The 20,370-nt window shown below is 71.5% G+C and carries 16 protein-coding genes; 6 read left to right on the forward strand and 10 right to left on the reverse strand.

Annotation, left to right across the window (positions count from 1 at the left end; all coding sequences use genetic code 11):
- The first annotated feature begins 38 nt into the window (after nt 1-38).
- A complete protein-coding gene (locus ACIGFK_RS06270) occupies nt 39-443 on the forward strand; it encodes a hypothetical protein (protein ID WP_376658213.1) in 405 nt (134 codons plus the stop codon).
- Between the two features lie 165 nt (nt 444-608).
- Here the strand turns inward: ACIGFK_RS06270 and ACIGFK_RS06275 are convergent, their stop codons facing one another.
- Nucleotides 609-1,049 (reverse strand): hypothetical protein, encoded by a 441-nt coding sequence (locus tag ACIGFK_RS06275; RefSeq protein ID WP_386472701.1) that lies wholly within the window; start codon nt 1,047-1,049, stop codon nt 609-611.
- A gap of 137 nt (nt 1,050-1,186) precedes the next feature.
- Here ACIGFK_RS06275 and ACIGFK_RS06280 point away from each other — a divergent pair, with 137 nt between their 5' ends.
- The 4 genes from ACIGFK_RS06280 (at nt 1,187) to ACIGFK_RS06295 (ending at nt 5,741) form a co-directional block, all read left to right on the forward strand.
- Entirely contained in the window at nt 1,187-2,263 is a 1,077-nt protein-coding gene (locus ACIGFK_RS06280) for a substrate-binding domain-containing protein (RefSeq protein WP_376658215.1), read from the forward strand.
- A 13-nt stretch (nt 2,264-2,276) separates the two neighbouring features.
- Entirely contained in the window at nt 2,277-3,464 is a 1,188-nt protein-coding gene (locus ACIGFK_RS06285; protein ID WP_400050753.1) for a toxic anion resistance protein, read from the forward strand.
- 107 nt (nt 3,465-3,571) lie between these two features.
- Nucleotides 3,572-5,125 (forward strand): substrate-binding domain-containing protein, encoded by a 1,554-nt coding sequence (locus ACIGFK_RS06290; RefSeq protein WP_400050841.1) that lies wholly within the window; start codon nt 3,572-3,574, stop codon nt 5,123-5,125.
- Nucleotides 5,112-5,741 carry a hypothetical protein gene (locus ACIGFK_RS06295; RefSeq protein WP_376658217.1) on the forward strand — a complete coding sequence of 210 codons (630 nt, stop codon included), beginning with the start codon at nt 5,112-5,114 and terminating at the stop codon, nt 5,739-5,741. The genes ACIGFK_RS06290 and ACIGFK_RS06295 overlap by 14 nt, the downstream gene beginning before the upstream one ends.
- Before the next feature lie 113 nt (nt 5,742-5,854).
- Here ACIGFK_RS06295 and ACIGFK_RS06300 read toward each other — a convergent pair whose 3' ends face one another.
- Nucleotides 5,855-7,687, reverse strand: a complete 1,833-nt coding sequence (locus tag ACIGFK_RS06300) for a phosphoenolpyruvate carboxykinase (GTP) (protein ID WP_376658218.1) — start codon at nt 7,685-7,687, stop codon at nt 5,855-5,857.
- Between the two features lie 211 nt (nt 7,688-7,898).
- On the opposite strand from ACIGFK_RS06300, the gene ACIGFK_RS06305 reads away from it, so the two are divergent.
- A complete protein-coding gene (locus ACIGFK_RS06305) occupies nt 7,899-8,576 on the forward strand; it encodes a hemolysin III family protein (protein WP_376658219.1) in 678 nt (225 codons plus the stop codon).
- Between the two features lie 36 nt (nt 8,577-8,612).
- Here ACIGFK_RS06305 and ACIGFK_RS06310 read toward each other — a convergent pair whose 3' ends face one another.
- From ACIGFK_RS06310 to ACIGFK_RS06345, 8 genes are all read right to left on the reverse strand, one after another.
- Nucleotides 8,613-9,377: a hypothetical protein gene (locus ACIGFK_RS06310; protein WP_376658220.1), complete on the reverse strand. Its 765-nt coding sequence runs from the start codon at nt 9,375-9,377 to the stop codon at nt 8,613-8,615.
- A gap of 585 nt (nt 9,378-9,962) precedes the next feature.
- On the reverse strand, nt 9,963-12,386 hold the full coding sequence (locus ACIGFK_RS06315) for a galactose oxidase-like domain-containing protein (RefSeq protein ID WP_400050755.1): 2,424 nt from the start codon (nt 12,384-12,386) through the stop codon (nt 9,963-9,965).
- Between the two features lie 22 nt (nt 12,387-12,408).
- On the reverse strand, nt 12,409-13,593 hold the full coding sequence (locus ACIGFK_RS06320; protein ID WP_400050757.1) for a glycosyltransferase: 1,185 nt from the start codon (nt 13,591-13,593) through the stop codon (nt 12,409-12,411).
- A gap of 6 nt (nt 13,594-13,599) precedes the next feature.
- Nucleotides 13,600-15,318 (reverse strand): ArnT family glycosyltransferase, encoded by a 1,719-nt coding sequence (locus ACIGFK_RS06325; protein ID WP_376658223.1) that lies wholly within the window; start codon nt 15,316-15,318, stop codon nt 13,600-13,602.
- Nucleotides 15,315-16,748 (reverse strand): glycosyltransferase, encoded by a 1,434-nt coding sequence (locus ACIGFK_RS06330; RefSeq protein ID WP_400050759.1) that lies wholly within the window; start codon nt 16,746-16,748, stop codon nt 15,315-15,317. The genes ACIGFK_RS06325 and ACIGFK_RS06330 overlap by 4 nt, the downstream gene beginning before the upstream one ends.
- Before the next feature lie 257 nt (nt 16,749-17,005).
- The gene (locus ACIGFK_RS06335) at nt 17,006-19,084 is read right to left on the reverse strand and encodes a thioredoxin domain-containing protein (protein ID WP_400050761.1); all 2,079 of its coding nucleotides are present in this window, start codon (nt 19,082-19,084) and stop codon (nt 17,006-17,008) included.
- 47 nt (nt 19,085-19,131) lie between these two features.
- A complete protein-coding gene (locus ACIGFK_RS06340) occupies nt 19,132-19,383 on the reverse strand; it encodes a hypothetical protein (RefSeq protein ID WP_376658226.1) in 252 nt (83 codons plus the stop codon).
- Nucleotides 19,384-19,528: 145 nt separating this feature from the next.
- Nucleotides 19,529-20,239 carry a DUF4344 domain-containing metallopeptidase gene (locus ACIGFK_RS06345; RefSeq protein ID WP_376658227.1) on the reverse strand — a complete coding sequence of 237 codons (711 nt, stop codon included), beginning with the start codon at nt 20,237-20,239 and terminating at the stop codon, nt 19,529-19,531.
- Between the last annotated feature and the right edge of the window lie 131 nt (nt 20,240-20,370).

A 20,370-nucleotide genomic window follows, 5' to 3' on the forward strand; every position in this document is an offset into this window, starting at 1 on the left:
ATGTAGGATGGCCTCCTGACAACGCAGGAGGCCACCTCATGTACGAGCCGATCCGCACGAAGTCGTCGGTCGTCCACCGCATGGGCGCCGCCGCCGAAAGCACCGCCGACTACCCGCAGCGCAGCCGCGCCGAGGCGCTGGACATCCAGCTCGCCGGGCACCTGGCGGCGCTGCTCGCCGTGACCGACGAGCTCGGGCTCGCCGAGAACGGCACGGAGATCGCCGCCCAGGTGGCGCGGCTCCGCGGGGCCGAGCCCCTGCGGGCCCCGCAGGGCTCCGCCGAGGGCTCGCCGGCGCTGCACCAGCGCGCGCACGACCTCGCCGCCCGCGCACTCCTCGTCGCCGCGTCCCGCGCCGACACCACCGTCGCGATCCTCGCCGCCGAGCGGATGGACGCGCACGCCGCCGCGCTGGAGCCCCAGGGCCTGGCCGGCGCCCTCTGACGGCCCCGGTCCGGGGCCGCGGAGGCTCCGGACCGGGCGCCACGCCCCCTGCGGGGGGGCTCGTCCGGGTTTCGGCTGCTGCCCGGGCAAAACCAGCCCCTCCGGCGATTGAGGAGCGGGGTTCGGGGGCAGAGCCCCCGACAACGGCGCCGGCGCCCGGCCGCGTCACCTCGCCGCCGTGAACTCCGCGGCAGCGATACCGCACCACGGGGTCGTGGCCGCGGGCCAGACCGGGCCCAGGGCTTCCGCGTACTCCGTCGCCCCCGGGGCGACCCCCGGGATCTTCACCAGGGACTGCGCGGTACGGCCGCCCGGCTCCGCGGCGGCACGGTCGCGGAACTCCACCGTGACCACGTACGCGCCCGCCCCTTCCGCGCGGCCCGTCGCCTCCACCGCCGCCGCCACCCTCCGGCCCGCCGGATCGATACGGCACCCCGTGACCCGTACGTCCTCCACCGCCGGCCGCTGCACGGCAGCCCGCTGGCCGCCGCCGCTCGCCCACACGTACAGGCCCAGCGGGGCGAACACCAGCAGGCCCGCCAGCGTCACCAGACCCACCAGCCAGCCCTGCCACTTCAATGCGCTCGTGCTCACGCTCACGGCCATGCCCCGATCCTCCTCGGCGACCGGCCCGCCCACCAGCACCACCGGGCCCACACAGCATTTCGAAGTGGGACCGCCCCGTCACCTGACGTTCACTCAACTCCACGCGGAATGTGGGTTTCCGCGAGCACGCTGCACCCGTGAGACGCATCCTGGGAATCATCCTGGGCCTCCTCCTGATCGGCGGCGTCGCAGGCGTCGTCCTCCTCAAGGGGCAGGACCCGGAATCCACGGCAACGAAGACCGTGCGTGGCGTCATCGGTTCGGAGAAGTCCGACTTCTTCCGCGACCCGGACGTCGTCAAGGCCCTTGCGGACAAGGGCTACACCGTGAAGGCGGAGTCCTCGGGCTCCTGGGCGATGGACAAGCTCGCCCTGAAGGATTTCGACTTCGCCTTCCCCAGCAGCAGTGAGCCCGCCAAGGAGGTCGAGGCCGCCGCAGGGATCCAGGGAGCCCAGGAGGCCAAGCCCTTCTTCTCCCCGCTCGTCGTCATCGCCCGCCCCAGCGCCGCCAAGGTCCTCGCCGACGGCGGCCTCGTGAAGATGTCCGGCAAGAACACCGGGACCCTGCTCATGGGCTCCTTCCTCAAGGCGGCCGAAGAGGACCGCAACTGGCAGCAGCTGTCCGGCGCCGCCGCCCACCCCGAGCTGGCCGGCCGGGTGTTCATCAAGACGACCGACCCGGCCACCTCCAACTCCGGCGCCCTCTTCCTCGCCCTCGCCTCCAACGTCGCCAACGGCAACACCGTCGTGGCGGACGACGCCGGGATCGAGCGCACCGCACCGCTGATGCGCAAACTGATCTCCGTACAGGGCGCCCTGGAGCCCAGCACCGACGGGCCGTTCCGCGCCTTCATCAGCGGCAGCGGCGAGCCCCTGATCCTGGCGTACGAGTCCCAGGTGGCCTCCATGCTGCTCCAGCACCAGGACCCGGGCGAGATGGTCGTGCTCTACCCGGACACCACCGTGAACTCGGCGCACACCTTCGTCCCGCTGAACGAGAAGGCCCGCGACCTCGGCACCCTCCTCACCACCGACCCCAGGCTGCGCGAGCTGGTCATGCAGCGCGGGTTCCGCCCGCAGGAGGGCGCGGCCCAGTTCGCCGCAGCCACCGCCCCGCACTCCGGCTACCTCAACCCGGGCCTGACCGGCATCCGCCAGGTCGGCACGCCCACCGTCAAGATCCTGATGGCGCTGGCACAGCGCGCCAAGGGCTAGGGGGAATCACCACATGACACTCACGCCTCCCGAGGACGGCACGTTCGTCCTCAGTGCTCCCGAGCCCGTCGCCCCCGTCCGCCGCGAGCAGGCCTCCGGCCTGGTACCGCTCCAGGACGGCGTACGCGAGGAGATGGCCCGCCGCGCCGACGAGTACGTCGGCCGGCTCGCCGGGATCGACACCCGCTCCCCCGAGTTCGCGACGCGGATCGGCGAGATCGCCGGGCTCGGCACGGCCGACATCCGCAGCGCCGCCCAGCAGTCCAACCGGATGCTGGAGCGGGCCGTGCGCTCGCTCGGCGCGGACGGCGGCGGCGACGCCCAGGCCCGGGTCGCCGGCTCGCTCGTCGAGCTGCGGCGCACCGTCGAGGACCTCGATCCGCGGGACTCTCCCGCGAAGGGGTTCGGCAAGCTGCTCTCGAAGCTGCCGGGCGGCAACCGGTTCCGCGACCACGTGGCGAAGTACGCCTCCTCGCAGGCGACCCTCAACCGGATCGTCGGCGCCCTGCGCGGCGGCCAGGACGAGCTGCGCCGCGACAACGCGGCGCTGCACACCGAGCGGGCCCGGCTGTGGGAGACGATGGGCAAGCTCCAGGAGTACGCGGTGCTCACCGAGGCCCTGGACGCGGCCGTCGAGCAGCGGATCGCGGACACCGGGCTCACGGATCCGGCGCAGGCCGACGCGATGCGGTCGGACGTGCTGTTCCCCGTCCGGCAGAAGCACCAGGACCTGCTGACGCAGCTCGCGGTGTGCGCGCAGGGCTACCTGGCGATGGACGTGGTCCGGCGCAACAACGAGGAACTGATCAAGGGTGTCGACCGGGCCGCGACGACGACGGTGTCGGCGCTGCGGATCGCGGTGATGCTGGCGTCGGCGCTCGACCACCAGAAGAAGGTGGTCGAGCAGGTCAACGCCTTGCGGGGGACGACGGAGGAGCTGATCCGGGGGAACGCGGAGATGCTGTCCTCGCAGAGCGGGGAGATCCAGCGGATCGCCGCGGACCCGGCGGTGGGGGCGGAGACCCTGCGGGTGGCCTTCGCGCAGATCCACAAGACGCTCGATGCGATCGACACGTTCAAGGTGCAGGCGACGGAGAGCATGGCGGCGACGGTGGAGTCGTTGACGGACGAGCTGCGGACCGCTTCCGACTACTTGGCGCGGGCCCGTACCGCCTCTGCGCTCGAGGGGGGTGCGCAGTGAGTGCCGTCGAGCAGGGGGGCAGGCCGCTGCGCGGGGCGCCTCACACGCCGGCGAGGCTGAAAGCGCTGCGGCGGCGTGTGCTGGCGGCGGCGCTGGCGGTCGTCGGGATGGTGGCCGCCTCCGGGTGCAGCTCCGACAAGCCCGACGCGCCGAAGCCCTCGGTCTACAAGGACGGCACGCTGCGGGTGCTGGCCTCCAGTGAGCTCGCCGACATGAAGCCCGTGCTGGAGCAGGCGAAGAAGGCCACGGGGGTCACCGTGGAGCTCACCTGGTCCGGGACGCTCGATGCCGTCGAGCAGGTCGCCTCCGGGAAGGCCGACGGAAAGTACGACGCGATCTGGCTGTCCTCCAACGACTACCTGCGGCTGCGCCCCGAGGCCGCCGGGAAGCTCGCCAACGAGACCCCGGTGATGTCCTCGCCCGTCGCCCTCGGCGTCAAGCCGGAGGCGCTGGTGCGGCTCGGCTGGCAGTCCGGCGAGGTCACGTGGTCCAAGGTCCACGAGGCCGTGGCCGCCGGGAAGCTGACGTACGGGATGACGGACCCGGTGCGCTCCAACTCCGGCTTCTCCGCCCTGATCTCGGTGGCCTCGGCCCTGTCCGGCGCGCAGGCCGCGCTGACCGACGCGGACGTGAAGGCGGCGCAGCCCAAGCTGAAGGAGTTCTTCTCCGGGCAGAAGCTGACCTCCGGCTCCTCCGGGTGGCTGGCCTCCGCCTACGCCAAGCGCTCGGACGTCGACGCCCTCGTCAACTACGAGTCCGTGCTGCTGTCCATGAACCGGGACTCGAAGACGAACCTGCAGGTGATCAGGCCGTCGGACGGTGTGGTCACCGCGCACTACCCGCTGACGCTGCTGACCTCGGCCCCGGCCGGGGCGCGGGAGTCGGGGCGGGTGCTGACCGACTACCTGCGCGGGCCCGAGGCGCAGCAGGCGATCACCGGGCAGACCTTCCGCAGGCCGGTCGCCTCCGGGGTGTCCCCGGCGGCCGGGCTGGGCGCGGACAAGCGGCGCGAGCTGCCGTTCCCGGGCTCGCGGCCGGTCGCCGACGGGCTGCTGGCCTCGTACGAGAACGAGCTGCGGCGGCCTTCTCGGACGGTGTACGTGCTCGACACGTCCGGTTCGATGGGCGACGAGGACCGGATCGGGCGGCTGAAGTCGGCGCTCACGGATCTGACGGGCACGGGCACTTCGGAGACCGGGCACCGGTTCCGGGACCGTGAGGAGGTCACCCTGCTGTCCTTCGGGTCGAAGGTGAAGTCGATCCATCCGTACGTGGTCGAGCCGGGCCGGCAGCAGACCGCGCTGGACGCCATCCGTGCCGACATCGACGGCCTGCGGCCGGAGGGGGGTACGGCGGTCTACAGCAGTCTGGAGGCGGCGTACCAGCACATCGGCAAGGGCGGCGGGGACGCCTTCACCTCGATCGTGCTGATGACGGACGGGGCGAACACCGAGGGGGTCGACGCCAGGCACTTCGACTCCTTCTACGCGGGGCTGCCCGAGGCGCAGAAGGGCACGCCGGTCTTCGCGGTGCTCTTCGGGGACTCGGACCGCAAGGAGCTCACCCACATCACCGAACTGACCGGCGGGCGGCTCTTCGACGCCACCGAGGGCAACGGTTCGCTGAACGGAGCGTTCGAGGAGATCCGTGGCTACCAGTAGCGCCAGTGACTCCAGTGGCGGGAGCCTGCTCCGGTTCCTGGAGTCGAAGAAGAACCTGGCCGGCAGCGCCTGCGGGGTGGCCGGGGTGGGCCTCGCGCTGACCGGAGCGGCCGGCGCGTGGTGGCCGGTGGTGGTGGCCGGGCTGTACGGTGCGGGCGCGCTGATCGCGCCTCCCGAGCGGACGGCGCCGCCGCCCTTCGACCCGAACGCGGAACTCGACGTACTGCGTGAGGACTTCGGGCTGCTGCGCGAGTACCTGGCCGGGGTGGAGCTGCCGCAGGCGGCCGGGGACCGGGTCGCCGAGCTGATGGGCTTCTACGAGGCCCTGCTCGATCCGGGGTGGGTGGCGGAGGTCCTCGTCGCCGATCCGGAGTCGGTGCACGCGGTGTCGCGTGCGGTCCGCCGGGACGTGCCGGAGTGCGTGGACACGTACAACCGGACGCGCTGGTGGGCGCGGCTGACTCCGGGCGGCGAGTCCCCCGAGGCTCAGCTGGAGCGGCAGCTGGACCTGCTGCACACGGAGGCGGAACGACTGACGGCCGACCTCCGCGAGGCGGAGGCCGGCCGTCAGCAGTCGCACACGACCTATCTGGAGGAGCGCGGACAACGCTCCTGAAGGAGGCCGGGTGCTGCGATGGGCGCCGCTTGGTCGGGGGCTCCCACAGCGGTGGGCGCCGCTTGGTCGGGGGCTCCCACGTTCATCGGCCCGGTGCTACCGGGTTCGGGCTCTCAGCCCAGGCGCTCGACGAGCGCGTGGTACTGGTCCCACAGCTCCTTCGGCGTGTGGTCGCCGTAGGTGTTGAGGTGCTCGGGGACCAGGGCGGCCTCCTCGCGCCAGACCTCCTTGTCGACGGTGAGGAGGAAGTCCAGGTCCTCGGCGGGGAGGTCCAGGCCGTCGAGGTCGAGGGAGTCCTTGGTCGGCAGGATGCCGATGGGGGTCTCGGCGCCCTCGGCGGTGCCGTCGAGGCGGCCGACGATCCACTTCAGGACGCGGCTGTTCTCGCCGAAGCCGGGCCACACGAACTTGCCCGCGTCGTTCTTGCGGAACCAGTTCACGTAGTAGATCTTCGGGAGCTTGGTCTGGTCCTTGTCGGCCGCGACCTTGACCCAGTGGGCCATGTAGTCGCCCATGTTGTAGCCGCAGAACGGCAGCATGGCGAACGGGTCGCGGCGCAGCTCGCCGACCTTGCCCTCGGCGGCGGCGGTCTTCTCGGAGGCGATGTTCGAGCCGATGAAGACGCCGTGGTTCCAGTCGAAGGACTCGGTGACCAGCGGCACGGCGGAGGCGCGGCGGCCGCCGAAGAGGATCGCGGAGATCGGGACGCCCTTGGGGTCCTCCCACTCGGGGGCGATCGTCGGGCACTGCGAGGCCGGGACGGCGAAGCGGGCGTTGGGGTGGGCGGCGGGGGTCTCCGAGTCCGGAGTCCAGTCGTTGCCCTTCCAGTCGATGAGGTGCGCGGGCGCCTCTTCGGTCATGCCCTCCCACCACACGTCGCCGTCGTCGGTGAGCGCGACGTTGGTGAAGACGGTGTTGGCGTACATCGTCTTCATGGCGTTGGCGTTGGTGTGCTCGCCGGTGCCGGGGGCGACGCCGAAGAAGCCGGCCTCGGGGTTGATCGCGTAGAGGCGGCCGTCCTCGCCGAAGCGCATCCAGGCGATGTCGTCACCGATGGTCTCGACCGTCCAGCCGGGGATGGTCGGCTCGAGCATGGCGAGGTTGGTCTTGCCGCAGGCGGACGGGAAGGCGGCCGCGACGTACTTCGTGTCGCCCTCGCCGGCGGGCGGGGTGAGCTTGAGGATCAGCATGTGCTCGGCGAGCCAGCCCTCGTCGCGGGCCATGACGGACGCGATGCGCAGGGCGTAGCACTTCTTGCCGAGCAGGGCGTTGCCGCCGTAGCCGGATCCGAAGGACCAGATCTCGCGGGTCTCGGGGAAGTGCGAGATGTACTTGGTGGTGTTGCACGGCCACGGGACGTCCGCCTGGCCCTCTTCCAGGGGGGCGCCGAGGGTGTGCACGGCCTTGACGAAGAAGCCGTCGGTGCCGAGCTCGTCGAGGACGGGCTTGCCCATGCGGGTCATGGTGCGCATGGCGACCGCGACGTAGGCGGAGTCGGTGATCTCGACGCCGATCGCGGACAGCTCGGAGCCGAGGGGGCCCATGCAGAAGGGGACGACGTACATCGTGCGGCCCTTCATGGAGCCGCGGAAGATCCCCTTCTCTCCCGAGAAGAGGTCCTTCATCTCCGCCGGGGCCTTCCAGTGGTTGGTCGGGCCCGCGTCCTCCTCCTTCTCGGAGCAGATGAAGGTCCGGTCCTCGACGCGCGCGACGTCGGACGGGTCGGAGGCGGCGTAGTACGAGTTCGGGCGCTTGGTCTCGTCGAGCTTCTTGAACGTGCCCTTGGCGACGAGCTCCTCGCACAGGCGCTCGTACTCGGCCTCGGAACCGTCGCACCAGACGACGCGGTCCGGCTGGGTCAGGGCAGCGATCTCGTCCACCCAGGAGATCAGTCCTGCGTGGGTCGTCGGGACGGAAGTGGTGGGAGCCGCGTTGTCGCGCGCCACGATTGCTCCTTGTTGAGGGGTTTGTTTGGTGTGTGCCCCGTGGGGGCCGCGACCCGGACGCTTCGCGCTCCGCTCATCCGGTGTCGACCGCACTCATCTGATCATCCGGTGGATGTGCGCATATGTCCAGAGGGCCTCTCACGTGAGCATCGCCACGTCCGTCAATCTTCCGTAAAGAGGACCAAGGGAAAGCTACGGACCCGTAGGTAGCATGTGGACCATGACTTCTGACGCCGCCACCGCACCGGCAGAGCCGGAGGCCAAGCCGCTGATGCGCGGCTGGCTGCACACCGGAATGTTCCCCGCAGTGGTGATCGCGGGCCTGGTGCTGATGGCCTTCACCGACTCGACGAAAGCGCGGGTGGCCTGCGGGGTCTACATCCTCACGGCCTGCCTGCTCTTCGGCGTCAGCGCGGTCTACCACCGCGGTACGTGGGGCCCGCGCGGCGAGGCGATCCTGCGACGGCTCGACCACGCCAACATCTTCCTGATCATCGCGGGCACGTACACGCCGCTGACCGTGCTGCTGCTCCCGCCGTCCACCGGGCGCACCCTGCTGTGGGCGGTGTGGATCGCGGCCGCCGCCGGCATCGCCTTCCGCGTCTTCTGGGTCGGCGCCCCGCGCTGGCTCTACACCCCCTGCTACATCGCCATGGGCTGGGCGGCCGTCTTCTTCCTCCCCGACTTCATGCGGACCGGCGGCATCGCCGTCCTGGTGCTGGTGATCGTCGGCGGCCTGCTGTACAGCGTGGGAGGGGTGATCTACGGGATGAAGCGCCCCAATCCCTCCCCCCGCTTCTTCGGTTTCCACGAGGTCTTCCACTCGCTGACCCTCGCGGCCTTCGTGGCCCACTACGTCGGCATCTCGCTCGCCGCCTACTCGCACTGAGCTGCACGGGCCCGCCCCGACCGGCGTCCGCCCCGGTCAGGGCGGCAGGTCGCGCGCGAGGGCGGTCAGCACCGCCCGGGTCTTGGTCTCACCGGTCTGCGGCAGTGCGAGGCCCCGCTCCGCCAGGGCTTCGCCGAGCCGGTCCTGGGCGCCGGCCGCCTCGCCGAGGTCCGCGCGCAGCGACACCTCCAGGAAGCGCAGCCCGTTGCCGGTGGTCCACTCCTCGATCGCCACGGAGCCGGGCAGCCCGTCCCAGTCCTGCTTCCACTTGACCGCGCGCACCGGGCCGAGCGCCGTCAGGCCGTCGAGGTCGTCCACCGCCGTCCCGGCGGCCTCCAGCAGTTCCAGCTGCGGATCGATGAGCGTGCCGTCGAGCCCGCCCGCCTCGGCCTCCAGTGCCTCGCCGAAGTCCGCCTCGGCCTCCAGCGAGGCCGACAGGACGGGCGTGAACGAGGGTCCGGCCCTGTCCTCCTCGGCCCTGAACTCCCAGTCCTCCTCCTCGCGCTCCTCCTGCCAGTCGGCCGGAAGCGGGGGGCAGGGGCGCAGTTTGACGGTGAGGTCCGCGTTCCGCTTGGAGTCGGGCCCCTCCTCGTCCCGGCGCAGGCGCAGGATGAGCCCCCGGTCCAGCAGGGGCAGCGAGACTCCTGCGCCGGCCGCCTTCTTCGGCCTGTCCCAGAAGTGGATGACGCGGGCGCGCCCTTCCTCCCGGTCGAGCTCCAGGGCGTCGAACGCCGCGTGCGCTTCCCCGCCGGCAAAGCTGATCTTGATCTCTGCGGCCGTGGCCGTGGGCGACTGCCTCATGATGCCGTTATCGCACGACGGGCCGGGACCCGCATTCCGGTGCACCGGCGGACCGGCCCGCCTGCGGGCGGCCCGGGCTAGGGCCTGCCGTCGCGCAGGACCCGTTCGACCAGCTCTGCCGTCGACCACCGGGTCCTCTCCCTTCGGCCCTGACCTGATCGCCGGGCAGTCGAAGGGTGTTGTGGGTGTCGAAGACCGTCCGCCGGAGGAGGGCCGGGCCCACCGGGACCGCGCCCTCCACTTCTCTGGGAGCGTCTTCCCGCTTCTGCCGGAGATCGCCGTCGACAGCGAGGGTCTTCTGGGCGGCCTCGCGGATCCCGTGGTCGTCGGCTTCGGCCAGTCGCTCGAGCATGAACGGCGGCAGGATGCCGCAGGCGCAGCGCTCGGATTCCGGTGCTCTGTGTTCCCCGCCGACGGGGATGTGAGTGGTGTCCACGTCGAACGAAGGTGGCGCCGACGGAGCACGGAGGTCACGCGCCGCCCCCGGATCTCACCCTCACGCGCAGCCCGATTGGTCCGGATGGTCCTGCACGCACGGGGGCCCGGCCGCTGTGCGCGGCCGGGCCCCGGGTCATGCGCGGACGGCTAGCAGGTGTAGCCGTCCCGGTCCCGGTCGAGGCGGAGCGGGTCGCTGCCGTTGACCTTCATGCGCTTCGGGTACTGGTGGGCGGCCAGCCAGTCGCAGCGGGCCTTCGTCGTCTCCTTCACCTCGGCCGGGAAGCGGGTCGGCACGCACACGTTGACCGTGCCGTAGTGCCGGTCACAGCCCGCCACGGTCGGCGCCACCGGCGCGGAGTCCCGCGGGGCCGGGTTGTCCTTCGCGGGCCCCAGCTTGTCCGCGAAGGTGTGCTCGTGCGCGGTCGGCTGCTCGGCGGCGGCCGCCGCCGCGAGTGCGGGCGGGCCGCCCAGGTGCACCCACTGCGCGATCGACGGGACGCCGTTCGCGTCGACCGCGAAGAGCATGTACCAGCCGGGCGGCGCCAGGTTCGGGTTGCTGGTGACGTTGAGGTCGATGGTGGTCCCGTTGACGACCGTCATCGGCAGGTCCACGAACCGCTGGTTGGGGTCCGAGGAGTGGGTGACCGCGGCCGGTCGGATCAACTCCGCCTTGGCGACCGCCCTGTTGACGGTGATCCGCTGCGTGTCCCCGTACACCCACTGGTTGTCGATCACCGAAGTGATCTGCGGGCGCGCCCCCTTGAAGAGGTACGGCGGGGTGTAGATCGAAACGTTGTGGTTGTACGTGCCGTTGCCCGGGTTGTCGCCGACCGACATGACCCGGCCGTCCGGCAGCAGGAACGAGCCGGAGTGGTAGGTGCGCGGGATCGGGTCGGTGGCCAGCCCCGGCTGGTAGGTGTTGGTGGCCGGGTCGAAGAACGACGCCTCGTAGACCGGGTCGGCCCGGTCGTGCAGGCCGCCGCCCGTCTCCAGCACCTTGCCGTCCGGGAGCAGCACCGCGGACACGAACATCTTGCCTTCGGCCCCGGTCTGCGGCCGCTTGCCCGCGCCCTGGTCGACCTGGCCCTGCGGAAGGTCGGGGCCGGCCGTGTAGGTCGGGCTCGCCGCCTTCAGGTCGATGATGTCGGTGAGGCGGTTGGCGGCGGGGTTCCGCTCGTTGTTGCCGCCGCCGATCGTCAGGACCCGCTGGTCCTGCGCGGGCGGCAGCAGCACGCTCGCCGACTCGTCGCGCTCGTCCTTGTTCCGCAGGCCGGGCACGTCGGTGATGGTGTTGGCGTCGTAGTCGTAGATCGACGAGCCGGTGCCCGGCGTGCCGTTGCCGAAGGTGTGGCTGCCCGAGTAGAAGAGCCGCCCGTCCTGCATCAGGATCATCGAGGGGTACAGGCCCCAGTACGACCAGGTCTGGTTGACCTCGTTCATCGGCAGCCACTTGTTCTGCGCCGCCGAGAACTTCTCCGCGGTCACGTTGCCCGTGGAGTCCTCCTTCAGACCGCCGAAGGAGATCACGTCACCGTTGCCGAGGATGGTCGCCGACGGGTACCAGTGCCCGCCGTTCATGTCGTTGGTCTTCGTGTACGTCTCGGTCGCCGGGTCGAAGGTGTACGAGTCCTTCAGGCCCTGGTAGCCGATCTTGCCGTCGGCGGACGGGTACCCCTTGTTGCCGCTCATGACCAGCACCCGGCCGTCGGACAGCTGCACGTGGCCCGAGCAGAACATGTCCACCGGCGTCGGGATCGTCTTGACGGTGCCGGCCACCGGGTCGTAGACGGCGGAGGTGAAGGTCCCCGCGTTGAACTGGGAGATGTCGTTGCCCGACCCGGCGATCAGCAGCACCTTGCCGTTCTTCAGGACGACGGCGTGCATCGAGCGCACGGGGTTCTTGGTGGCCATCACCTCCCACTTGCCCTTGGCGCACTCCTCCGCCGTGCCCGAGCAGGACGGCTGCGGCGGGACCGCACCCACCTCCTCCAGCGCGTAGTCGTCGGTGGTGAGCGTGCCCACCCCGTAGACCGAGATGCCCCAGGCGATCTTGTCGGTGTTGGGCGGGACCGCCGGCGTACGGACCTCCGTGCGCGCCCAGGCCGCGCTGACCGGCGGGTTCTGCAGGTCGGTCCAGTACTGCCAGCCCGCCGTCGTGTCGTGGCGGAACACCGTCACCGACACGTCCGGGGTGTTCGACTTGTACCAGGCGGACAGGTCGTACTGCTTCCCCGGCACCACCGTCGGCGCGCACGCGGCGTTCTCCGTGACCAGGGCCTTGCGGTCGCCGGAGACGCGGCGGGTGAGCGTGACCTTCATCGCCTTGGTGCCGGTGTGCGCGTCGGCGACGGTCGCGAAGGTGAAGTCGTTGTCGCCCCAGCCGGATTTGTTCCAGCAGGACGGCATGTCGGAGCCGGGCGCGCCGGCCGTCTCGAAACCGGGATTGGAGAGCAGATTGGGCGCTCCGGCCGTGGCCTGCTGCGGTGCGGTGAGCAGCAGGCCCGCGGTCATCGCACCGACGGTCAGCAGGGCGGCCCGCCGCCCCGCCCCCCGCCGGATCTTCAGGCGCATGGAAAGTCCCCTTCTGTGCGGCTCAACTCCTGGCACTCTCTTCGGGCTTGGGCGTCTTCCGCGGCAGGTAGACGAGGGCCTCCGTCGCCGCGAACCGCAGGACGAAGGTGGTGACCAGCGCGAGCGCCGTGGCCGGCAGCACCGACATCCCCAGCTTCGCGACGAACACCGCGATCAGCGGGATGCGCAGCAGCAGATCCGCGTTGGCGAGCAGCGCGAACCGGCCCACCCGGTCCGCCCAGTGCCGGTGCCGGCGCCGGTCGCGGAAGAGCAGGACCTCGATGAGTACGAAGTTCCACAGCACGCCCGCCTGGTTGGCGAGGATCTCGGCCGGGAGGTAGTGCATCCCGGTGTGCGTCAGCAGCCACAGCGCGGCCAGGTGCGGCACGAAGCCGGAGAGCCCGATCAGGCCGAAGCCGATCATCCGGGCCAGTGGCGTCGCCGAGCGCAGCGAGGCCAGGTGGGCCAGGAAGCGCATGCCCTCGCGGGCGGTGGACTTGGACTCGCCGGAGTAGCGGTCCTGGAAGACGAACGGCACCTCGGCGACCTTGCCGGGGCGGCAGCGGACGGCCAGCTCCAGCAGGATCTTGTAGCCGAGGGGCTTCAGCGCGTCCGCGGTGACCACCGAGCGGCGCATCGCGAAGAAGCCGCTCATCGGGTCGCTGATCCCGCGCAGGGCGCGCGGGAAGAGGCCCTTGGTCAGCCAGGTCGCGCCCCGCGAGACGGCGATCCGGTAGTTCCCCGCCAGCCCGGCCCGGCTGCCGCCGCTGATGTAGCGGGAGGCCACGACGAGGTCGGCGCCCGTGCGCATCCCCTCGCCGACGAGTTCGGGCACCAGGTGCGGCGGGTGCTGGAGGTCGGCGTCCATGACGACGACCCAGTCGGTGTCCGCCCGCCGGATCCCCTCGACGACGGCTCCGCCGAGGCCCCCTTCGGGCACCTCGCGGTGCAGGACCGACACCGGGAACGGGTGGTCGGCGGCGGCCTTCTCGATCACGGCCGGGGTGTCGTCCGTGGAGTCGTCCACGAACAGCACGTCGCAGGGCAGGTGTTCGGGGAGCGCGTCACCGAGCCGGCGCAGCAGCTCCGCCACGTTCCCCGACTCGTTGAAGGTCGGGATGATGAGGGTGACACTGCCGGTCAGGGTCCCCGGGTCGGCGAGTTCCGCTCCGACCGGGGCATGGAGGGACCTCAGGTCCTCGGTCATGGCGGATCAGCTCCCGGTCGGACGGTCGGCGGAGGCGGCGCCCGCGGTGCCCGTTCCGCGGTCGGTGCGGTCGGTGCGGTCGGTCCGGCGGATCTCGATGCGGTCCTCGCCCTCGCCGAAGACGGCCACGACGGTCGAGTGCTCCAGTGCCGCCTTCACGTTCGGCAGGTCCACGGCGTCACGGCGCACGGTCGGCGAGGACACCACGTAGTCGATGTCCCGCCAGCCCCTCGGCAGGGTCTTGGTGACGGCGGGGTCGAGGTCGGCCTTGTAGAACCAGATCGCCCCGCGCCCCGGTTCGAAGCCGCGGTGCACCGCGTCCAGCCAGAGCGCGTCGTCGAGCAGCACCCGGGTGTGCTCGGGGTCGGGCACCTCCCGGCCGAGCCAGGCCGCGGCCTGCCGGTACGGGGCGTTCGCGTCGGCGGTGAGCGCGGTGCGGTTGCCCTCGTACCAGCGCGGCAGCACGTACACCGCCGCGGACACGGCGAGGACCACGGTCAACGCCCGGCGCGCCCAGAGCAGTTCGCGCCGCTCTCCCGGATCCCGGCGGCGGCGCAGCACGGCATGGGTGACGCTGGCCGCACCCCCGGCGAGGACGAGCGCGAGGAAGGGCAGCGCCTGGATCACGTACATCGCCGGGAGGTAGCCGGAGGGCCGCATCGCGACGAGCGCCAGGATGACGCAGGCCAGCGCGGGGCCGGCGAGCGCACGGGCGGTGACGGACCAGCGGACGGTGGCGATCAGCAGCACGGCGCCGGCCAGCCCGCCGAGCGGCAGGACCGCGTCGTAGTAGAGCCAGGACCGGAAGACGCCGTTCGAACCGGACCCCGGGGTGAGGATGAAGCCGGAGCCCGGGCGGCTCATCTGGTACGTGATGCCGTCGATGAGCGAGACGTGGCCGGCGCCCGGCAGCAGCTCGCTGTTCAGCAGGGCGTACAGCGGGTACGACAGGCCGATCAGCGCGCAGGAGGTGATGGCCCCGGTGACGGCGAACTTGCGGGTGTCGCGGTGGCTGTGGCGCCACATCGTCACCAGCAGCGCCGGGAGCACCACCAGCATCGTCTCCTTGGTCAGGACGGCCGTGGCGGCGGCCAGCCCGGAGGCGAAGTGGTGCCACAGGTGCCGGCTCGGGGACGCCGCCAGGCAGAAGGCCAGCAGCATCCACATCACGGCGATGTTGTCGAGGAAGATCTCCCGCTGGAGCACGACGGAGAGCGGCGAGAGCCCGAAGAGGCCCATCGCCAGCCCGGCCGCCCAGCGCGGCAGCCACAGCCGGCGCGCCAGCACGTAGATCAGCACGGAACTGGCGGCGGACACCGCGAGCATCGAGAACCGCATCGTCGCGACGGTCATCGAGTCGGGCACGAACAGGGACGGCAGGTACGTCAGCCCCGCGAGCTGGATCCAGCCGAGCGGCGGATGGTCGTACCAGTACGTGTAGTGCGCGAGGCCGTCGCCCTGCTGGACGGCCCACGCCTGGGCGAGGTAGGTGCCCTCGTCGTCGCTCAGGGTCGGGAAATTCGTGATGTTCCAGCCCTGTACGAGGACGGTCACCAGCAGCAGGACCCCGCACAGCAGCAGGTCGGGGCGGGAGGAACGGAAGCGCACGAGCGGCCGGAGCGGCGCGGGCCGGACCCCGAGCCCGCCGGCCGGGCTGCGCCGCTGGGCGGGGACGGTGGCGGCCGGGGACTGGGGTTCAGTGGCCGTGGGCAGGGTGGCGGTCACTGGCGGCTGTCCTCTCGGATCGCGGTGGCGGTGGCGGTGGCGGTCGCGCCGGCACTGGCACCAGTGGTGGCGGCAGCGGTGCCGACGGCGGCCGGGGCGGCAGCGCGCCGGCCGGGAACGGCGGCCGGGACGGCGGCGCCCCCGGCCGGCGGGGCGGTGTCCACCGCGGGCGCGGTGTCCAGGTGCGCGCCGGTGTGGCTCGTCAGCTCCCACTCGTTGCGGCCGCGGTGCTCGCGCCAGACCGCGCGGATCGCCGCGCCCGCCAGCATCACCTGGTAGAACGGGCCGCCGACGACGAGCTTGACGTAGTGCACGAAGCGCACGGGCAGCCCGTACTGGCGGCCGAAGTCGTGCAGTCCGACGACCTCGAAGACGAAGGTCACCATCGCCGCGAGCATCGGGAGGAAGGTGACGAACGCGATCCCGACCGGCACGTCGAGGAAGACCGCGACGGCGAAGTTGACCGGGATGATCACCCCGGACGCTGCCTGCATGAAGGGGGTCATCAGGGTGTAGCGGGCCAGCCACCGCTGGCCGCGGCCCGGCAGCTGCTGCCAGTCCTTCTTCCGGTAGACCTGGAGGAAGCCCTGGTTCCAGCGGGTGCGCTGCTTGAGCAGGCTCATCAGCGAGCCGGGCGTCTCCTCGCGGGTCACCATGTCGGAGTCGTACGCGACGACCACCTTCTTGCCGACCGACGACAGCCGCACCCCCAGGTCGCAGTCCTCGGCGAGGCAGTTCTGGTCCCAGCCGTCGGCCTCGCGCAGCACGTCGGTGCGCACGAAGACCGTGTTGCCGCCGAGCGGGATGAAGCCCTTCTCGGCGTGCAGGTGGAGGCGGGAGCGGAACCAGAAGAAGTACTCCAGGCAGTTGCGCAGGCTGTACCAGCTGGAGTGGAAGTTGATGAGCTGGACCCCGCCCTGGACCACGTCGGCGCCGCTGGCGCGGAACGCGTGGTCGACGTGGGCGAGCAGCTCGGGGTGGACCTGGTCCTCGGCGTCGAAGACCCCGACGATGTCGCCCCTGCAGTGCGGGAGCGCGGTGTTGAGCGCCTTGGGCTTGTTCTTGGTCTCGTGGTGGTCGACGACGACCCGCACCCGGTCGGGCGCACGGCCCGCGGCGCGTTCGGCGACCGCCGCCGTCTCGGGGTCGTCGTGCCCGACGATCACGATGATCTCGTAGTCGGTGTGGCTCGACTCCAGCAGCCGGTCGATGGTGTGCTCCAGCACCGCCTGCTCGTGGCGGGCCGGCAGCAGCAGCGAGAAGGACAGGCGGCCGCCCCCGTCGGGGGCGTTGAAGCGGGTCGAGGCGAGCACCTCGGGGGTGCGCCACGCGTGCATCTGCCACCAGAGCGTGAACGCGGCGATCCCGAAGAGCGCGAGCGAAATGACCGTAATGAACACAGCGGTGAACAAAGCGTCCCCCCCAGGCATGCCGCAACCCCGAGCGGCAGTTCGTCAAACCCCCCGGAAGCTCGCGGCGGGCCCCCCGGCCCACCGCCCCCAGCTCCCGCTTCCCCTCGTGCGCGCACCCCTCAGCGCGCCGTCACAGTGGCCATTCCAGCCACACTCCGGTAACCCTCGAAGAGATGACATTAGGCAGTGAACATGACACTCAGATGCTGTACGGATAAAAAAGGGGTAACCGAACTCATGCACGCCTAACCGGAATTGACGCTACTCCGGTTGCTTCAGGGACGAACCACACCCAACTGCTCGGCCAGCTCGACCGGATCGGTCGTAGGCCGCGCGCAGACGAAGTGCCGGCACACATACGCCGTCGGAAGGTCCCGTACGAGAGTGCGCTCGGCCAAAAGGGGGAACTCGCCCCCGCTGCCGTCCGCCGCCCGAGGCAGCCCGACCGCCACCACCGCCCCGGGAGCCGTCCCCAGCAACGCCGTACGGTGCAGCGCCGCCCGGTCCGGGTCCTCCGGGTGGCCGACGACCGCCACCTCGCGCGGCCCGTCCAGCAGCGCCTCGGCGACCGACAGCCCGTGCCCGATGAACCGCGGCACCCGCGGCCCGAGCGCGTGCACCACCCCGAGCGCCCGCTCGGCCGCCGTGCGGTGGGCCTCCGAACCGGTGTGGGCCGCGTACGACAGCAGCGCACCGGCGGCCGCGGTCCAGCCCGACGGAGCCGCGGTGTCGGTCGGGTCCTGGGGCCGGCGGATCAGCTGCTCGGCGTCGTGCGCGGTGTCGTACAGCGACCCGTCCTCGGCGGTGAACCGGTCCAGGACCAGGTCGACGAGGAAACCGGCGAACTCCAGCCACACCCCCTCGCCGGTGACCGACGCCAGCGCCAGGAACCCGTCGGCGACGTCGCCGTAGTCCTCCAGCACCCCCGCATTGGCCCCGACCTGCCCGTCCCTGCTGGTCCGCGCCAGCCGCGCACGGCCGTCCATGTGCACGCGCACCAGCAGATCAGCCGCCTCCGTGGCCCGCTCGACGAGGTCGGGCCGCTCGAAGTACGCCCCGCACTCGGCGAGGGCGGCGATGGCCAGCCCGTTCCAGGCCGCGACGACCTTGTCGTCCCGTCCGGGCGCGGGCCGCCGGTCCCGCGCGGCGAGCAGCCTCTGCCTGATCCCGGCCACCCGGGCGGCATCCACCACGGGCCCGTCCTGCGGCAGTTGCAGCACCGACTTCCCCCCGCCCGCGGCGCGGCTGACGTCACCGCCGAAGGTGCCCTCCTCGGTCACCCCGAAGTACGCGGCGGCCAGGTCCCCGTCCTCCTCGCCGAGCACCTCGCGCAGCTGGGCGGAGGTCCAGGCGTAGTAGGCCCCCTCCACGTGCTCGCCGCTGTCCGGGTCCTCGCTGTCCGCGTCGAGCGCGGAGGCGAACCCGCCCTGCTCCGTGCGCAGTTCCCGCACCATGAAGTCGGCGGTCTCCAGCGCGACGCGGCGGGCCAGGTCCGACCCGGTGGCCCGCCACAGGTGGGCGTACACCCGGCAGAGCAGCGCATTGTCGTACAGCATCTTCTCGAAGTGCGGGACGACCCACTCCCGGTCCACGGAGTACCGCGCGAACCCGCCGCCGAGCTGGTCGTAGATCCCGCCCCGCGCCATGGCCTCACAGGTGTCGGCGGCCATCTGCAGCGCACCCTCGGACCCGGTGCGCGCGTGGTGCCGCAGCAGGAACTCCAGCACCATGGACGGCGGGAACTTCGGCGCCCCGCCGAACCCGCCGCGCGCGGCGTCGTACTCCCGGGTCAGCCCGAGCAGCGCCTGCCCGAGCTCCTCGGGACCGGGCACGCCCGCCTTGCCGTAGTCCAACTGCCGCCCGGCCAGGTCCCGCACGATCTTCTGCGCGACCTCGTCGACCTCCTCGCGCCGCCCCTCCCAGGCGGTGCGCACCCCTTCGAGGACCTGCATGAAGGAGGGCATCCCGTGCCGGGGCTCGGGCGGGAAGTAGGTGCCGAAGTAGAAGGGCTCGGCGTCCGCGGTGAGGAACACGGTCATCGGCCAGCCGCCCTGCCCGGTGGCGGCCTGGACGGCCTCCATGTAGACGGCGTCGATGTCGGGGCGCTCTTCGCGGTCGACCTTGATGTTGACGAAGTGCTCGTTCATGTAGGCGGCGGAGAGCTCGTCCTCGAAGGATTCGTTGGCCATGACGTGACACCAATGGCACGAGCTATAGCCAACGCTTAGCAGAACGGGTACACCGCGCTCACGCGCCTCCGCGAACGCCTCCGGCGACCAAGGCCACCAGTCGACCGGGTTGCCGGCGTGCTGGAGCAGATAAGGGGAGGTCTCGTTCGCGAGGCGGTTCGGCATACTCCCATCCTGCCGCACCTCCCGGTGCCCGGCCCGTGACGGGGCCATCAGGCCGCCGGGTCTGCTGCCGTCGTGCGATCAGCCCACTTCCACACCGGAACCACTCGCGAGTAGTCCCCGCTCTGACAGCCCTTCCTCCCGGGCTTGACCACGAGGTGCGAGAAGACCGATGCGATCACCTTCCGCTTCTCCTCGAACCCCATCTCACCCGACTGCCACCGGAGCCGAATCGGCTCCGGCAGTCGCACCCGACCCTGTCCGCCCTCGGGAAAGAGCAGCCTTCCGATCGCGTCCTCCACGAGGGGACCGCTGATGGCGCATCGCCCACAGCCGCGGCCCGACACGCAGATGTAGTTGTAAGGGCTCCACTGGCACAAGGTCCATGGTCCTTTTCCCATCGATAGTTTTTGCGATGTTCGCTCTAACTCACGAACCGACGATCGGTTACGACCTGACGAGTCGCGCCAGGTCGCGGGTCCAGGCGTCCCGGGACGCGGTCCAGGTCTCGGCGCAGTGGGCTCGGGACGGGGTGGACAGGTCCGGGTGGCGGGTGGGGGCGGCGCCCTGGACCGCGCAGCGGTGGGATTCGGCTCGGGCGGCCGGTGGGGCGTGTTCGTCCGAGGGGTCCGGGGCGGGGTCGGCCGCGGCGGCGAGGTCGTAGGCGCGGGCGGCGGTCAGGAGGGCGGTCTCGCCCCCGGGGGTGCGCAGGAGCATCAGCTGGGCGAAGCGGTCGGCGGCGTCCTCCTCGGCGCGGGCGTCGAGTGCGAGGTCCAGGGCGTCCGCGAGGGCGTGGCCCGCCTCGTGGTGGATCGTCTCGCGGACGACGTCGGCGAGGTCCTCGTCCGGGTGCGGGGACCCGGCGCGGGCGAACAGTTCGCGGTCCTCGGCGAGGTCGTCGTAGCAGAGCTCGATGCGGTGTTCGGCCGGGTCGTAGCCGGTGCCCCCGCCCGCGCAGGAGCGGGCGACGACGGTGACCCGGTGGGGGAGGCGGAGGTATGCGTTGAGGTCGGTGAGCTCGGGCTCGACAAGGTTTCGGTCGCGGAGAAGGCGCGCCCCGGCCGCGTCGGCGGGCGCCGGCTCCTCGTAGCGGAGCGTGAACTCCGGCGCGGGGGGCTGCCCGGTGCATCCGGCCAGGAAGAGGGGCAATGCCGCCATCGCCGCTCCTGCCGCCACTGCCGCCCGCGCCTGCGTGCGGATCCCCCGTACCGTCATCAGACCCCCCGTTCCTGCCGTCCCGATCAGCGCGGGGCGGCTGCGCGAAATTTGCGCGACAGTTCCCTTACTGG

Source organism: Streptomyces sp. NPDC085524, from assembly GCF_044541755.1.
Classification (GTDB): Bacteria; Actinomycetota; Actinomycetes; order Streptomycetales; family Streptomycetaceae; genus Streptomyces.

Excerpts from the sequence above, each read along its gene's own strand:
- ACIGFK_RS06270 (WP_376658213.1), top strand. The coding sequence starts at position 39 with ATGTACGAGCCGATCCGCACGAAGTCGTCGGTCGTCCACCGCATGGGC.
- ACIGFK_RS06275 (WP_386472701.1), bottom strand. The coding sequence starts at position 1,049 with ATGGCCGTGAGCGTGAGCACGAGCGCATTGAAGTGGCAGGGCTGGCTG.
- ACIGFK_RS06285 (WP_400050753.1), top strand. The coding sequence starts at position 2,277 with ATGACACTCACGCCTCCCGAGGACGGCACGTTCGTCCTCAGTGCTCCC.
- ACIGFK_RS06290 (WP_400050841.1), top strand. The coding sequence starts at position 3,572 with ATGGTGGCCGCCTCCGGGTGCAGCTCCGACAAGCCCGACGCGCCGAAG.
- ACIGFK_RS06305 (WP_376658219.1), top strand. The coding sequence starts at position 7,899 with ATGTGGACCATGACTTCTGACGCCGCCACCGCACCGGCAGAGCCGGAG.
- ACIGFK_RS06310 (WP_376658220.1), bottom strand. The coding sequence starts at position 9,377 with ATGAGGCAGTCGCCCACGGCCACGGCCGCAGAGATCAAGATCAGCTTT.
- ACIGFK_RS06315 (WP_400050755.1), bottom strand. The coding sequence starts at position 12,386 with ATGCGCCTGAAGATCCGGCGGGGGGCGGGGCGGCGGGCCGCCCTGCTG.
- ACIGFK_RS06320 (WP_400050757.1), bottom strand. The coding sequence starts at position 13,593 with ATGACCGAGGACCTGAGGTCCCTCCATGCCCCGGTCGGAGCGGAACTC.
- ACIGFK_RS06330 (WP_400050759.1), bottom strand. The coding sequence starts at position 16,748 with ATGCCTGGGGGGGACGCTTTGTTCACCGCTGTGTTCATTACGGTCATT.
- ACIGFK_RS06335 (WP_400050761.1), bottom strand. The coding sequence starts at position 19,084 with ATGCCGAACCGCCTCGCGAACGAGACCTCCCCTTATCTGCTCCAGCAC.
- ACIGFK_RS06345 (WP_376658227.1), bottom strand. The coding sequence starts at position 20,239 with ATGGCGGCATTGCCCCTCTTCCTGGCCGGATGCACCGGGCAGCCCCCC.